Genomic DNA, 16,356 nt, shown 5'->3' with positions numbered 1-16,356 from the left:
TGTATTACCAAATGATAAGCTGCGTATTCGTTTCATGTAGGGAAAGCCTACACTCCGATGCTAGAAGCTCCGAATTTATCGACCTTTTTAAACACGCACTTGAAGGGAGGGTTTTGCGATGCAGCAAAAATTATTCATACTTGGCATGTTTATCGTCGTCATCGTGTTGCTATCCGCATGCGCTTACCTGACAGCGGACCCGATAGAAGATGCTTCCTCGGAACAATCGGCTACCAAAGAAGATTCGGCAGAGCAAGGTTCGACGTCAGATCTAGTCATGGAGGATAAGCGGATTTATAAGGAAGACGAGGAAGGATCGCTCGAGCATTTTTACGTGACGATTTTAGATGAGCAAAGCGCTGGTGACCCTAGCTTTTACGAGATGAATGAATTTTACCAGTTCCATGATCAAGATGAGGATAGTCCTGTACTACATGTTATTTTTCAGCTTGGTGACGAAAATGGCCCGAGCAAAAAAATGAAAGGCAATGTTCCAAATGGAAATGCAACGATTCAAATACGTGGAAACTCAAGTAAATTAGAAGTACAGAAATCCTATAAAATTAAATTGAAGGATAGTGCCGGACTTTGGAGAGGGCAGAACAATTTAAATTTGAATAAGCATGCGGATGACATTACTCGGGTGAAAAATAAGCTAGCCTTTGATTTGTTCAAAACGATTCCCGATTTTATTAGTATGCGTACACAATTCGTTGAAATACATGTGAAGGATTTGACTGCAGGTGCATCCTCCTTTGAGTCTTATGGGTTATACACACATGTGGAGCAAGCGAATGAAAGATATTTAAATGCGCATGGACTGAACCCGTATGGAAATTTATATAAAGCATCCAGGTTTGAATTTTTTCGATATGAAGACACGATAAAAGTCAAAGATGATCCTACCTACAATGAGGAAGCTTTCGAGAGAATTTTAGAAATAAAAGGCAGTGATGATCATTCGGGCCTAATAGAAATGCTTCAAGCGGTCAATGACACCAAGCGAAATATGGATGACGTTGTGGAGCAGTATTTTGATAAAGACAATTACTTAACATGGATTGCAACCAATATCTTATTTGGCAACATTGATACGATGTCAACGAACTATTACCTCTATAGTCCGCCGAACACAGATAAGTGGTACTTTATTCCGTGGGATTACGATAAAGGATTTGGCTGGTATGAGGAAAGGGGTCGGTATGTTCCAGCATGGCAAACAGGGCTGGCGAGATATTGGGGAACGGTTCTTCACAAACGATACTTTAAGAACCCGGAAAATGTCGCTGCTTTGAATGAAAAAATAGAAGAGCTGGCTGCTTATATTAATGAAAAAGAAGTGGAACGTTTATTAGACAATTATTATCCAATCGTAAAAGAGCTCGTTTCACAGCCACCAGATTTGACGTATTTTCCTATTGAATTAGAGGACTTTGATGCTGAGTTTTACGATCTAGTTAATGAGTTGGAAAAGAATAAAGCAATCTATGAGGAACAGCTTGAACATCCTATGCCGATTTTTCTCGGTTCTGCTGTAGAAAAAAATGGCGGATACACGTTTAATTGGGAGTATGCGTACGACATCCAAGGAGATGATTTAAGCTACACTTTTCAAATCAGCGAGGATACATCGTTTGAAACGGTTATTCATGAACAAGCTGACTTGCTAGGAACAAGTACAACCGTTCGTGATCTTCCAGAAGGGCGTTTATATTGGCGTGTACTCGTTAGCGACGAGCATGGAAATCAACAAATACCATTTGATCGTTTTATTGATAGAGAAGGAAGCTACCACTGGGGGCTAAAGGAATTTATCAATCAATAAAGAGGGGATATGCATGCACAGGTACCAACCGAAGCGACAACACGAGCTTTCAGGGATTAACAAAAAATTTCGCCATGAACTGAAATATTATATAAATCAACTGGACTATGAAATTTTGCGAAAGCGCATTGGTACAGTGCTTCCGCAGGATAAACATGCTGTCAGTGAAAAAGGATACCTTATTCGTAGTCTTTATTTTGATAATATCTATGATGATGATTTATATCAAAAAAGCTATGGGTTGTTAAAGCGAAAAAAGATCCGAATTCGGACATATAACAAGAGTGATTCTGTCATTAAATTAGAGAGAAAGCATCGCTACGGAGAGTACATATGCAAAGAGTCCGCTCCGATAACGAGAGCAGAATATAGTAAACTAAGAAAGCGAGATTATCAATTTTTAAGAGACAAAGAAGGATCTTATTTGTACCGTGATTTTTATTTATTATTGCGGAGCGAAAGGTTAACACCCAAGGTAATTGTTGATTATACGCGGGAGGCTTATGTAGGAGAGGAAAGTGAAGTTCGGATTACTTTTGATAAGCAGCTTAGTGCAAGTACAAACTCACTAGATGTATTTAATCCAAGCCTTGTTACGAAGGAAGCACTTACCTTTCCAAAGCTAATTATGGAAGTGAAATTTAACGAGTATTTACCATCTTATATTAGAAGAATATTGCACCTAGATAGTCATGAACGTTCCGCTATTTCAAAATATGTGATTTGCCGTGAAGCAGGGATGGATTTTTTTAAACAATGATTTCGGAGGGGAGCCGCTAGCTATGCCGGAGCAATTTAATTTCAATGACGTATTTAATGAAAATTTTCTTAACGTAGAAGAATTTGCCCGTATTTCGATTATAAATATTGTCATTCCACTTATTGTGTCTTTTTTGATTGGATTATTTATTTTTTGGATTTATAAAAAAACCTACCAAGGCGTCGTGTACAGCCACAACTTTAATATGACCCTCGTTTTAATGACGATGATTACGACGATTGTCATCATGACGATTAGCACCAATATTGTCTTATCACTAGGGATGGTTGGTGCCCTGAGTATTGTTCGGTTCCGGACAGCGATCAAGGATCCTCTCGATATTGTATTTATGTTTTGGGCGATTTCGGTTGGTATTGCTGCTGGTGCAAGATTTTATGAAGTCGTCACGATTGGCTCGATATTTGTAGGAATCGTGATTGTGCTCCTATCCAAAAAGAAAACAGAAAGACACACGTATTTGCTGATTGTCCAATACAATATGAAAGCCTACTACGAAGTGAAACAAGAACTAAATAAACTGAAAACCCATACGATTAAATCAAAAATCACCCGAGACGAAATCACAGAACTAACCGTCGAACTCAAACTAAAAATCGACAACACCACATTCGTCGACAAAATCTCAACCATCGAAGGCGTCCAAGACGTATCCCTCGTCCAATACAACGGCAACTACGCCACATAATTGCAAAGGGGTCTGACCCCGCCCGTGGACAAAGTGGTCAATTTGTCTTCGCTGGGAGGACAGTATTAAAAGAAAAAGCTTCGGCCCATGCCGAAGCTTTTGTTCATTATGCTGCGTTATTCCAATTAGAAATGTCTTCTTCCAGTGGAAGGTTATTGTTGCGTGCCTTTTTAGCTGCTCGGAAAAAGACAACGACTAGTACAGTTGATATGATGGCGGCTCCTATATAGGAGGTACTTAATGCTAATCCGAAACCAATCGGCGCATTTAGAATATAAGTCATTGTCGCAAGCAACATGAAGATACCAGGAATCAATGCAATCCAATAGTTCTTTTTCGAAATATATAAGAACATTGCTCCTACAAACAGTGCGATAACAGCTGTTGTTTGGTTGGCGTAAGAGAAATAGCGCCATAATAAGGTGAAATCAATTTTTGTTAGTGCAAAGGAAATCACAAACAACGGAACCGCAATCCACAAACGGTTGGCAATTTTCTTTTGCGATAGGTTAATGTAATCACCAATGATCATACGTGCACTTCGAAACGCTGTGTCACCAGATGTGATTGGTAACACTATAACACCTAGTACTGCAAGCGTACCGCCAATAGCTCCAAGCATTAAGATTGATGCTTCACTTACTACTGCTGCAGGTCCTCCGTTAGCAAGTAATTCGTTCAAACCAGTTGGACCATTAAATAAGCTCATAGCTGCTGCAGCCCAAATCATAGCGATAACACCTTCTGCAATCATCATGCCATAGAATATTTTACGGCCTTGTTTCTCACCTTGTGTTGTACGAGAGATGATAGGCGTTTGTGTTGCATGGAAACCTGATAAAGCACCACAGGAAATAGTCAAGAATAGTAATGGAAAAATTGGTGCGTTATCTGGATGAAAGTTTGATAAACTGATTTCAGGAATTGGAGCTCCAGTAACGACTAGACCAATTCCAACCCCGATCGCACTAATCATTAATAGTGCACCGAAAATAGGGTAAAAACGCCCAATAATTTTATCGATAGGAAGTAACGTCGCAAACAGGTAGTAAACGAAAATTGCCCCGATAATAAGTCCCATTGTTGCCCAGCCGCTCATCATGTTATGAAGCAATCCAGCCGGAGCAGTAACGAAAACGGTTCCAACTAATAGTAAAAGTAAAACGGCAAACACATTCACGACATGCTTCATTACTTTTCCTAAAAATTTACCAGCTAGTTCAGGCAAATGTGCCCCACGATTACGAATCGAAATCATCCCAGTTAAATAATCATGAACAGCCCCTGCAAAAATACAACCAAATACGATCCATAAGAAGGCAACAGGTCCATACAATGCACCCATGATTGGACCGAAAATAGGACCAACACCAGCAATGTTTAATAACTGAATTAATGAATTTTTCCGTGTGTTCATCGGCAGATAATCGACACCATCTTTATGTGTAAAAGCAGGTGTCGCACGGTCTTTGACACCGAATACCTTTTCTACAAATTTACCATACGTAAAATAACCAACAATTAATAATATAATTCCAAATAGAAATGTTATCATTTTGTAAACCTCCTCGTCTCGATGAAAGCGTATTCACATTATAAAACAAAAAGCAGCAAAAAAGGGAACTTTGGATTAACATGTTAAAATCAGTGATTAACATGTAGAATGAAGAGGTTAAACGGTGCCTGCCACCGCCCGAAATTGCACGAATTTTGTCGGAAAACAGGCTTGGTCAAGGATGGGAAGTAAAATTATAGTTCGAGTGCTTGGCGTAAGGCTTTCACGTAGTTTCTGCTGACAGCGAGCGTTTCTTCCATATCTCTCAGTTCCAAGTGATAGGCACCGTTAAACCATGGGGTAAGCTTCGAAACATGATTCAGGTTGACAAGATAGCTTTTATGAATTCTGAAAAAGGAGTAAGGGGCTAAGCGTTTTTCTAAATCCTTTAACGGTGTTTTTACATCAAATGTACCTGTTTTTGTAATAATTCTTGATACTTTTTCTTCTCGGTAAATATAGTAAATATCTGTTGGTACAATGTAGGTGATTTCTCCTTCATCTTCTACTGCAAGCTTTCCCAAGGTATTCGTTGTTTCTATTGCCGATGAAACGAAGAACTTTTTCTGGATTCGGTCGATTGTATCCTTTAACTGCTCCTCATCATAAGGCTTTAATAAGTAGTCAATTGCTTCATAACGGAATGCTTCTGCGGCAAATTCCGGATATGCTGTAGCAAACACAATCAACGGTGATTTTTTCAACTCCAATAATGATTTAGCAGCTTCCATGCCATTCATCTTTGGCATTTCCACATCTAGAAAAACAACATCTGGCTGGTCCTTGATTGATTTCATGATTGCCCCTTCCCCTGAATCCGCCTCTCCAATCACTTGTATAGAAGGATAACCACTTAATAAATGCTTTAACTCATCACGTGCATAACGCTCATCATCTACAATTAGTGCTCGAATGATCTCTGTCATGATCACACCTCCAGTTTTGGTATAAAAAAAGTAATTTCTGTTCCTGTTGAATCACTGTTTATATGCAGCTTCGCGTCTTCTCCAAAAATTAAACGCAGACGCCGATTGACATTGTATAAACCTAATCCAGTTCCAGTATCAGACGTCATTGGCTCTGTTCCTAGCTCTCGTAATCGACCACGGCTTATTCCTTCTCCATTATCTGCTACAATAATTTTGATTTTTTCACCACAATCAATCATTGAAATAAAGATGAAACAATCCTCATCTTTGTTTTTAAAGCCATGCTTAATCGCGTTTTCTACCAATGGCTGTAATGTAAGTGGCGGTATGGTTGCTGCGAATACACGCTCATCAATTTCGTAGTCAACTTTTAAGCGGTCGACAAATCGAGTCTCCTCGATGGTCAGATAGGCTTTGACATGGTCCAGCTCTTGTTTTAAGGACACCATATCTTTTGTCGTCACACTTAAATTTTGTCGTAAAAATTGGGAAAGAGATACTAACAGCCTCCGTGCTTTTGTTGGATCAATTCGAATAAGCGAAACGACCGTATTTAATGAATTAAATAGAAAATGAGGGCTGATTTGTGCTTGTAAAGCTTTTATTTCAGCCTCTTTGGCCAGCTGGTAAGCACGCTGAGCTTCAGCTAATTCCAGTTGATTGCTTAACAGCTTGCTTAATCCAGAAATTACTTCCAAGATGACACTTGTTATTTCTTTTTCCGATTGAAAATAAAATTTAATCGTTCCAACCGTTTGTTCATTTTGCTTTAATGGGGCAATAACAGCTGCGATAAGTGGGCAGTTTCTGTTTTTACAATGAATCGAATCATTATCTGCAACAACTAACTCCCCATGTTGAATCACTTCTTTTGTAGCATCCGTTTGAAGCGGGCTATTCGCACGATGATGATCATCTGCAAGACCAACATGGGCAAGAATGTTTGACTTGTCCGTGATTGCCACAGCGCTAGGCTGTAATTCCTTATAAAGGATGTTGCAAACGGCTAGTGTTGATTTGTTATTCATTCCTTGACGAAGGTGGACAAGTGTTTGATCGGCAATCCGAAACGTCTTCTGAGCTTGAAGTGCACCAACTTTTTCTTTATCATTCACAACATTTCTGGTGATAAGAATAAACAGGGCAGAACCTACACCATTTGCGATGACCATAGGAAAACCAATGATTTCAACCAAGTGCATCGCATTTTCAAAAGGCCTAGCAAGTAATAAAATTAATACCATCTGAACAGCTTCTGCTAGTGCACCAACGGAGAAGGCAAGACTTAAGCTTATTTTCTTGTTTCTTTTGTAGAAAGCACCTGCTATCATACCAGCAGCAACAGCAGCTAGTCCGCAAGAAAATCCAGTAAACCCTCCCAGTGTAAAGCGGTGAATACCAGCAATTAGTCCAGCACCAATCCCCATTTTGTACCCACCGAGCAATCCAGCGATGACAATTCCAATCACTCTAGAATTTGCGATCGCTTCCTCCTGAGATATTTCAACAGCCATCCGGTTAAAAGCGTCGGTCTCTGTGTTCATCGCCACACCTAAATAGGTCCCGATTATACCAAAAATACCAAAAAATACGATCGCTACGAATTGCTGGTTTTTACGTAATTTATCTTGATAAATCAAATCCTGAAAAAACGAAAACCTCGTCAGCACAAAAGCAATCGTAACAATAATTCCCAAACGCTCCAACATCATAATAAAAAGATAAACCATAAAAAGTCTCCTTTATTGTAAAAGGGGTCTGACCCCGCTTGTGGACAAAATGACCATTTTGTCTTCATACAGAGGACACCATCCCCAGGGGTCACATCCACTGGGGGTCAGACCCCCTGTCCACACAGGGAGGACAAAATCCCTAATCTGTCCACACCCGGGGTCAGACCCCTCTTCACCCATGCTCTCATTTTAACTGATTTACTTTTACTGTGGGAGGTTTATGCGCAGTTTTCACAGGTTTATTCTTACCATTGAATGACTTATGCGCACCCCCAGAGGAATTACTCTCAACTATATATGTTTTATGCGCACGGATTGATGATTTCCTCTTACGATCGAACTACTTATGCGCATCGCACCCAAGCTTACCTTTACCTATCCCCAAAGTAAAACAGCCAATGTCCTAATTACGAGATACTGATAAGTACTGTATGGAAAAGAATTGTTAAATTATTGTTAACTTTACTAACACACTTGTTGAGGATTGTCGAAAATGTAGTAAAATAAACTTGTTGAATGGTTACCTTATTTTGGAAACCGATAAGTGAAAACTTTAGCCGGTGTCGAAATGTAGATGAGGAGGAAGTCAGTGGATTTAAAAACAGTCGATACTCTACCAAAGCAAAAATTGCATGAGCTTATTCTTCAAATTATTTTCTCACCAATATTAGCTGTCATTGGCTTGGTAGTTGCTTGGGGATTAACTCATCCTAAACGGAATAAAGTAAAAGGAAATCCAGCAAAACATGGCATGACTTTTCAAGATATCGTGTTTAAAAGCGCTGATCATAAAACAAATTTAAAAGGCTGGTTGATGGAAGCTGCTAATCCAGTCGGAACGATTATTTTTTCTCATGGTTACCGTGGAAGTCGAACAAAATCACCAATTAACTCTTTAAAATTAGCAAAACATTATGTCGAAAAAGGCTATAACGTCTTATCCTTCGACTATCGCAATTGCGGAGAATCAGAAGGAAACAAATCCACTGTTGGTGCTTTGGAATCCAAAGATCTTATTGGAGCCATCCAATATATCAAACGCAATATGACGTATAAAAAAATCATTTTAATGGGCTGGTCCACTGGTGGAGCTTGCGCCATTATGGCTGCAGCTAAAGAAAATGTGGATGCAATCATCGCTGACAGTGCATTTGATAATTTAGAAACGTATTTAGATGATTGCTTGTCTGAATGGACAAACCTTCCTAAACTCGTAAATCCGTTTATCCTATTTTTCTTTCCTATCCTTAGCTTAGGCTATCACCCGAGAATGGTAAATCCATCTAAAAGTCTAGACAAAATTAATTGTCCAGTCTATTTCATACACAACCAAAACGACGAAAAAGTTCCACATACGTGTTCGGTTCGAATGCATCAAGCATATCAAGGAGTGAAGAAATTATGGATTACGAGTAAAGGAGGACATGTAAAAAATCACCTTTCCAATCAAGATTACCTGATAAATATAGATGACTTTTTGGATGAAGCTGTTAAAGGAAGTTGAAGTCCAACGTTCTTACCTTGGTAAAGCGAGCGCCGACCAACGTTATTATGAGATTGTATTGTTCCTAGAACCTTGCTCGTTTTGAACCCTCTTCCGATATTTTTATTATTTCAAATAAATGTAAAAAAAACACACTTAAACACAAAAAAACGCATGGATAAATACATCCATCCATGCGTTTGTAATTTAGTTGAGGAAATAGCTACAACCTTAAAGAATGGTTGTGAATATAAAATAGCTATAACTTATTCTTCCAAATCTAATTCATTTTCAATTTGTCTTAGAATACTTGCTGCTTGTTCCCATTCACGTTCTGCTAATGCATCTTCATATTCCTTGAAAAGCTCTGCCAATTCTTCCAACTTTTCTTCGGCACTTAAGAGCTCATCTGGGTCCTCAACCTCATCGGCGTCATCAACTGGTACTTGCGGAATCCCTGACTTAACCTGTTCCAAAAGTCTTTCGAATGCTGCTTCGATTGTCCGTTCCATCACGATATAATCATCATAAGCAACGACAATTCGTTTAACTTCCGGAAGCGCCGTCTCGTTGTTTGATTCAATATAAATCGGTTCAACATAGATAACCGTATCTTCGATTGGAATTGTGATGAGGTTTCCGCGAATAGCTCTCGAACCACCTTGCGACCATAAGTTTAACTCCTGGGAAATCACGCTGTCTTGATTGATCCTGTTTTCAATTTGCTGTGGACCATAAACATTTTTTTGCTTTGGAAAACGGTAAACGAATATATCACCGTAGTTGTCCCCGTCATTTCGAACACCCATCCAGGCAATCATGTTCTGCCTGTTTCTCGGTGTAAACGGCATGGTGAGTACGAATTCTTCTTTTTCTTCCTCCTGTAGCTTCATCGTTAAATAATAAGGTTCCATCGTGATATCATTGTCGTAATACTTTTCTGTTGGAATCTGCCAGACATCTTCTCTGTTATAAAATACTTCGAGATTTGACATGTGATACGTACCATATTTCTCTGCCTGGATACCAAACAACCTTTCTGGGTAACGGAAATGCTTTTGGATATCTTCTGGAATGTCGGTTGTAAATAAATCCGGCAGCATGTTCTGATAAGTCTTTAATAATGCCTCATCTTCTTCAACGACATAAAAATGAACATCACCTGTATACGCATCAACTGTTACCTTCACACTATTTCGAATATAATTTCGGTCATTCTCATAGGACGAACTGTATGGATAGTTTTCTGCACTTAAATAAGCATCAATCACCCATACAAGGGTTCCATCATCACGAATGACTAGATATGGATCTTTCTCATATTCAAAAAATGGAGCAATGCGATCCACACGATCTATAATATTTCTCGTCCTTAAATAACGGCTGTCATCGGTCAATTGACCGGACACAAGTAGCCGCAGTGATTTATCTTTCCATGCATAAAAGAGTTTTTGCATCCCTGTTAACGGAATTCCACTGTCTCCTTCAAATCGCGTGGACTGATTATTTTCCCCATCCGGGTAATCAAATTCATCCACTTTTGTTCCGACAATGACATCGCCGTAATCTTCTTCACCAAAATAAAGTTCTGGTCTTGTCACCTCAAGTGCACCTTGTGGTGGGATGTTTTCAATCAAATAATCAGGCTGCCCCTGCGAATCAATGGTATTAACGTGACTCATCGCAACCCCATATCCATGTGTATAACGTAACTTCTGGTTGATCCATGTCTGCGCTTGATCAGGAAGGTCAGATGTATTTAATTCTCTTGCCCCGATGAATACTTGTTGATATTTTCCGTCAATTTCATAGCGGTCAATATCCATGTCATTAAATTGATAGTACGTTCGAAACGTTTGTTTTTGGTTATATACTTCATTTAATGGGCGAGCATCATTGATTCGAATATTGTCGATGGTTATTTGGTTGCGCTCCACCATGTCGGCGTCAAATGTCTGGCTTCCTGGGTGTTCGATGCTTTCAATGTCATCGAGCCCATATGCTTGTCTTGACCAATTTAGATTATGTTCAAGATATGGCTTTTCTTTTTCGAACTCATTTGGAGAAACGATAAACTGTTGCACAACAACGGAAGCCAATTGTCCGATAATGGCAACCACTACGAATGATGCAATACTGATTGCAATCATCCTCCATTTTGCTTGGTAAATGGCATATAACACAACAATTGTTATGATTAAAATGAAAACACCCATGATATATGCTTTCGGGATATTGATCAGATCATCGGTATAACTTAGCCCTTCCACAACACTTCGGTGGAATCCACTCACGCGGTCAGTGCTGAGCGTTTCGTATGGTTTTAAAAATTGCTTGATGCTTAATAAAACGCCAAAAATTCCAACTAGTACCATGAGCTGGATTTGCGCCATTCGGTTTTTTTGGTGATACAATACAAAGCCCATGGCAAAAACACTGATAAATAGCATAAAAAAGATTGATCCACTGAGTGCGTTTAAAACCATCTGATAAAATGGCAATTCAAACAAATAGAAACTAACATCTTTGGCGAAAAATGGGTCTTGGATATGAAAAGGCTGGTGCTTCCAATACTTTAGCACTACTTCCCATCTGTCACCTAATGTCAATCCCGTAAAACCAATCAACAAAGAAAAAAGGAATACACCTGCATTTATAAAAAATGGCGGAATATTTTTCATCTCTTTGATTTCCATTTGATTAACATATATGTTTTGAATGTTTTTTAAAACGATATAACACAAAACAAAATTTATTAAAAACCCTATCACCATTAGTATGATTCTGACACTAAACATCGTTGTGAATACCGATACATAATTTAGATCCTTCATCCACAGCCACTGGTCGATGGTGTTAGTGGAGAAAATTAAAATCACTGCTAAAACCATTAATATCGTACCGAAGATCGTGACTTTTTTGATTATTCTATTATTCATGATTACCTCCTCTAACTTTGTCCCTACCATTATACTGAACTTCTCATTTTTGTGTAGAATAATGGAACAAAAAAGTAAGATTCATAGTAGGAGTTTAACCCTAATTTGTAAAATTGCTGTCACAGACAATAGTGGCAGTTTTTTTACAAAAAAACATGCAAATTCTACTATTTATATCTTTTTATGTTCGATTATCTAACAACTTCATTGTATAAGTCTATCAAACTATTAATAATAAAACTATGGAGGTGAAGAAATAGATAGTTTCGCTTCTTAAATCAAATGTAGAAAGGAAAAGCGAAGTACGAAACAGGGTAGGTATTTAATAGACAAAAAAAGAGGGGAAGGGGAGAATAATCTATTTGCAATGCGAAATCAGCGCAAGATTCGCATTTTTTTATTTTTTACCATTCCACTCGAAGCTATCCAGAACATTTTTCGAAAGGGGACAAATTTTTGAAAAAAACGAATGTACTTAAGCGTATCTTTTTAATTTTAGCAATTTTTATCGTTGCAACTGCTGGTTTAACCCCTGTAGGTTCGGTCTTTGCGGCAGAAGATTCTTTTAGCTTAGAAGAAATTACAGTTAATGAGTTGATGACTGGCTATGAAGAAGGGGATTATACGACGGAAGAAGTTGTACAAGCTTACCTAGAACGAATCGCTATCTATGAAAATACATACAATGCATTTACGTTTATGAATGAGGACGCTTTAGAAGAAGCACAGGAAGTTGATCGTTTGCGTGCGGAGGGAGCAGAACTTGGCCCGCTAGCAGGTGTGCCGATTGTTATAAAGGAAGCAGTTGATGTTGCTGGTTATCCGACGACTTTTGGATGGGCTCCACTAAGTAAGGAAGCTGGTGGTATTGAATTAATGCCAACAATGGATGCTCCGATTGTAACTAGATTGAAGGAAGCTGGTGCAATAATCCTAGGAAAAACGAATATTCCAGCGTTCAGTGCATCAGGAACACATGCTAATACAAGTTGGGCTGGACCGACATATAATGCTGTGAATCCAACCCTTGCTCCCGGTGGTAGTAGTAGTGGAACAGCTATGTCGGTATCTGGCAACTTTGCAATGCTAGGAATTGCGGAGGAAACAGGTGGATCGATTCAAAACCCTGCTGCGGCACAAGCATTAGTTGGTATTAAACCATCGTTTGGACTAGTGCCAACTATCGGTGTTACACCACTCTCTGCTAGCACTCGTGATGTGCTGGGGCCGCATGCCCGTACAGTTGAAGATGCAGCTTTAATGCTTGATTCCATTGCTGGTTACTGGGAAACAGATGTTAATACAGAAGCAGCTATTGGCAATGTCCCTGAAGATGGATATACAGCATTCCTTGATGAGGAATCACTCGAAGGGAAGCGCCTTGGATTATATGGGCTTAGCTGGAATACAGAGGAACTGTCAGAAGAAACACAGGAGTTGTATGCCCGTGCTATTGAAGAGTTAGAAAGTCAAGGGGCTGAAGTTGTAACAGATCCATTTGCTGGTTCGGGTTTTATAGAATACGCAGATAATGCACCTAGTTCAGGTAGAGAATCATTTTTTTATGACCTTGAAAAATACTTAGAAAATTTAGATCCAAGTGACGATACTCTTTCTATAGAGAGCGTATTTGAAAAAGCGGGAGAAGTTCCTTGGGTAGAAGGTGGGCCGCTTAGTTCTAGGGCTAACCTTCCTGGAAAGGATAATCCAGATGAACTCCCTGATTTGACGGCATTTAAAGAGGTTCGAAGTGAATACCAACGTATTATTTATGAGGTTATGGAGAAACACGATTTAGATGGATTTGTGTATCCTCAAGCGGAAGCAGCGGCACCTCCACTTGAAGAAGGAAGAATTAGCGCCACGACAGTATCTGAAATTAACATCAGTGGGTTGCCACTCGTTACGGTTCCTGCTGGATATTACGAAAACGGATCACCGTTTGCATTGGCATTTTTCGGTGAGATGTGGAGTGAAGCTAAATTGATTGGAATGGCTTATGACTATGAGCAAGCCACGAATCATCGTACAGCTCCAAAATTAATTCAAACAGTAGCAGATTTTGCCGACTTAACACCGAATAACTCTCACTTCCCGGCAATCATGGATTTAGTTGGGGCAGAGGCCATCAATGGTTATCCATTGGAAGATGGAACACGTGAATTCCGTTCAGATCAGACAATTAGCCGTTCACAGGCTGCACAAATGTTTATGAAGGCACTGGAATTAACTGTTCCAACGGATGTTGATGGAGTATTAGAGAACTTTGATGATGTTACACCTAGTAACTATTATGCCGAGGCGATCGCATCAACGTACCATGCTGGCATCTTTAAAGGAAGTGCAGGCAGCTTCATGGATGGTGCTGCACTTACAAGAGAGCAAATGGCAACAGTGTTAGTAAGTGCTCTCGATTTAGAGGCAAGCGGAGATTCGTCCGTGGATATTAACACAGACAATGTCGATGCATCTCATAAAGCAAGTGTAACGATTCTTGCCGAATTGGGAATTACAAACCAATTCGATGACTTTAGACCAAAAGAAGCAGTCACACGCGGACAGTTTGCAACATTCTTAAGCGCCGCTATGGAAATAGAATAACAATCTGAATGAAAGAGAGGATCCAACGTCGGTCCTCTCTTTTATTTTTATATCCGGGGGTCAGACCCCTAACATTTATTGATTATTTTTTTGTTGCTTGCTAGGAAGCTTTTTTGCTGGAAGTCTTTTTCCTTGCTTTTGTCTATTCTGCTCATCCTTTGCTTGCGTTTCATGGAGCTTCTCTACAAAATCGTGTGTATTATCCATCCTATAAAACCTCCTAAAATTTATAATCCGTTTTATTTTAACCAGTGAGGGGTGAAACATGTAAAAGGAAGTTCTGTTGACATTGCTTTATGCGCAAGAATCCCGTATTTACTCTCACCGTTGGGAGGTTTATGTGCAAGCATCCCATATTTACTCTCACCGTTGGGAGGTTTATGTGCAATCATCCCGTATTTACTCTCACCGTTGAAAGGTTTATGCGCAAGAATTCCGGAATTACTCTCACCGTTGAAAGGTTTATGCGCAAGCATCCCGGAATTACTCTCACTGTTGGCAGGTTTATGCGCAAGTATCCCGGAATTACTCTCACTGTTGGCAGGTTTATGGGCAAGTATCAGGAATTTACTTTCACCTCTGCAGTGTATAAAACTGCTTCTTCATCACAATTGCCATATTATTATACTCGAAATAAAAATTTTATATTTAAAAATAAAATGTAAGGGATTACAATATTTTTAAGTAACAACTCTTACTAGTCTATTCAGCAACTAGTCAACGAGTGATGACCGAACAAGTAGAGGGAATAACGTTCGGATGTTGACATAGTGACGATCGCTGCGAATGAATCAGCAAAAACGAGTAATCCAGTTCGTATAAAGGAGTTGACACGTATATGAAATATTCACTTTGCGTAGGTGCCTATAAGGGGAAAGATGTTGTTTATCATTTGGAAAAAATAAAAGAGCACGGGTTTCATGGCTTAGAGTATTACAACTGGGGAGATCTTGACCTCAAGTATATTGCAAAGGTACAAGAACGGATAGGTGTTGGTATCATTGCGACTTGCACAAGCTTCTTCAATCTTGTTGATCCTAGTCAACGGGAGAAATATATTGCTGGGTTAAAAGATACGATTGAAGCATGCAAAATTCTAGGGACAAAAGCGATCATTACGCAAACCGGGAATGTCATCAAAGGGGTTGACCGTGAAACGCAACTCCAGGCAATGGTAGAAACACTCAAGCATTGTGCACCACTCTGTGAAGAGGCAGGAGTCACGTTAGAAGTAGAACCGTTAAATGGTTTGGTTGATCATCAAGGTCATTTTCTACAACGCTCAGATGAAGCGGTAGCGATTATAGACCAAGTAGATAGTCCGAATGTTAAGCTTGTGTTTGACGTGTATCACCAACAAATAACAGAAGGTAACGTCATTCGCAATGCTACGAACTATATGGATCGAATCAGCCACTATCATATCGCAGACAATCCTGGTCGAACCCAACCTGGTACTGGTGAATTAAATTATGTAAACATATTAAAAGCAATCAAGGCTACAAATTATGATGGTTTCGTAGGACTTGAGTGTGGTTATACGAAAGATACGGACGAAGCATTAGATGAATTTAAGCAGACGATATTGAAGGAAGTAGAATTGGCCCACGTATAAAGTAAAAAAAGCTGTCACTATCAGAAATGACAGCTTTTTTTACATATTAATAATTTTTTAGAGGGGTAAAGGATGCCAAAAATGAACCAAAGTTCGTTTATGATTGAGTTTTAAAGGGTAAAAGGAAACTAAAAGTGAATCAAAGCATAAAAGTCGTCAATAACTTTATCCCGAAAACCAAACAAAGGACCACCTTCTCTTTACTCAAAT

At 39.2% G+C, this 16,356-nt stretch carries 11 protein-coding genes; 6 read left to right on the top strand and 5 right to left on the bottom strand.

Annotation, left to right across the window (positions count from 1 at the left end; translation table 11 throughout):
• Positions 1–118: 118 nt before the first annotated feature.
• From JOC48_RS02365 to JOC48_RS02355, 3 genes are read left to right on the top strand one after another with little or no spacing between them, the layout of a single operon-like run.
• A complete protein-coding gene (locus tag JOC48_RS02365; RefSeq protein WP_204497446.1) occupies positions 119–1,825 on the top strand; it encodes a CotH kinase family protein in 1,707 nt (568 codons plus the stop codon).
• Positions 1,826–1,838: 13 nt separating this feature from the next.
• Positions 1,839–2,585: a polyphosphate polymerase domain-containing protein gene (locus tag JOC48_RS02360; protein ID WP_204497445.1), complete on the top strand. Its 747-nt coding sequence runs from the start codon at positions 1,839–1,841 to the stop codon at positions 2,583–2,585.
• A gap of 22 nt (positions 2,586–2,607) precedes the next feature.
• Entirely contained in the window at positions 2,608–3,291 is a 684-nt protein-coding gene (locus JOC48_RS02355; RefSeq protein WP_204497444.1) for a DUF4956 domain-containing protein, read from the top strand.
• 106 nt (positions 3,292–3,397) lie between these two features.
• Here JOC48_RS02355 and JOC48_RS02350 read toward each other — a convergent pair whose 3' ends face one another.
• The 3 genes from JOC48_RS02350 to JOC48_RS02340 all read right to left on the bottom strand — a co-directional run bounded on the left by JOC48_RS02350 (position 3,398) and on the right by JOC48_RS02340 (position 7,505).
• Complete coding sequence (locus JOC48_RS02350) at positions 3,398–4,846, bottom strand: carbon starvation CstA family protein (protein ID WP_204497443.1); 1,449 nt, start codon at positions 4,844–4,846, stop codon at positions 3,398–3,400.
• A gap of 194 nt (positions 4,847–5,040) precedes the next feature.
• Positions 5,041–5,772: a LytR/AlgR family response regulator transcription factor gene (locus JOC48_RS02345; protein WP_204497442.1), complete on the bottom strand. Its 732-nt coding sequence runs from the start codon at positions 5,770–5,772 to the stop codon at positions 5,041–5,043.
• Positions 5,773–5,774: 2 nt separating this feature from the next.
• Positions 5,775–7,505: a sensor histidine kinase gene (locus JOC48_RS02340; RefSeq protein ID WP_204497441.1), complete on the bottom strand. Its 1,731-nt coding sequence runs from the start codon at positions 7,503–7,505 to the stop codon at positions 5,775–5,777.
• 592 nt (positions 7,506–8,097) lie between these two features.
• Here JOC48_RS02340 and JOC48_RS02335 point away from each other — a divergent pair.
• Positions 8,098–9,012 (top strand): alpha/beta fold hydrolase, encoded by a 915-nt coding sequence (locus JOC48_RS02335; RefSeq protein WP_204497440.1) that lies wholly within the window; start codon positions 8,098–8,100, stop codon positions 9,010–9,012.
• 245 nt (positions 9,013–9,257) lie between these two features.
• Here JOC48_RS02335 and JOC48_RS02330 read toward each other — a convergent pair whose 3' ends face one another.
• Positions 9,258–11,930, bottom strand: coding sequence for a UPF0182 family membrane protein (locus JOC48_RS02330; RefSeq protein WP_204497439.1), 2,673 nt, complete (start codon positions 11,928–11,930; stop codon positions 9,258–9,260).
• Positions 11,931–12,386: 456 nt separating this feature from the next.
• Here JOC48_RS02330 and JOC48_RS02325 point away from each other — a divergent pair, with 456 nt between their 5' ends.
• Positions 12,387–14,531: an amidase family protein gene (locus JOC48_RS02325; protein ID WP_204497438.1), complete on the top strand. Its 2,145-nt coding sequence runs from the start codon at positions 12,387–12,389 to the stop codon at positions 14,529–14,531.
• Positions 14,532–14,606: 75 nt separating this feature from the next.
• On the opposite strand, the gene JOC48_RS02320 is transcribed toward JOC48_RS02325, so the two are convergent.
• The gene (locus JOC48_RS02320; protein ID WP_204497437.1) at positions 14,607–14,738 is read right to left on the bottom strand and encodes a DUF4023 domain-containing protein; all 132 of its coding nucleotides are present in this window, start codon (positions 14,736–14,738) and stop codon (positions 14,607–14,609) included.
• A 631-nt stretch (positions 14,739–15,369) separates the two neighbouring features.
• Here JOC48_RS02320 and JOC48_RS02315 point away from each other — a divergent pair.
• Positions 15,370–16,146, top strand: a complete 777-nt coding sequence (locus tag JOC48_RS02315; protein ID WP_204497436.1) for a hydroxypyruvate isomerase family protein — start codon at positions 15,370–15,372, stop codon at positions 16,144–16,146.
• The last annotated feature ends 210 nt before the right edge of the window (positions 16,147–16,356 follow it).

The organism is Aquibacillus albus (assembly GCF_016908325.1).
Lineage (GTDB): Bacteria > Bacillota > Bacilli > Bacillales > Amphibacillaceae > Aquibacillus_A > Aquibacillus_A albus.
This window is presented reverse-complemented; position numbering and strand designations above follow the sequence as displayed.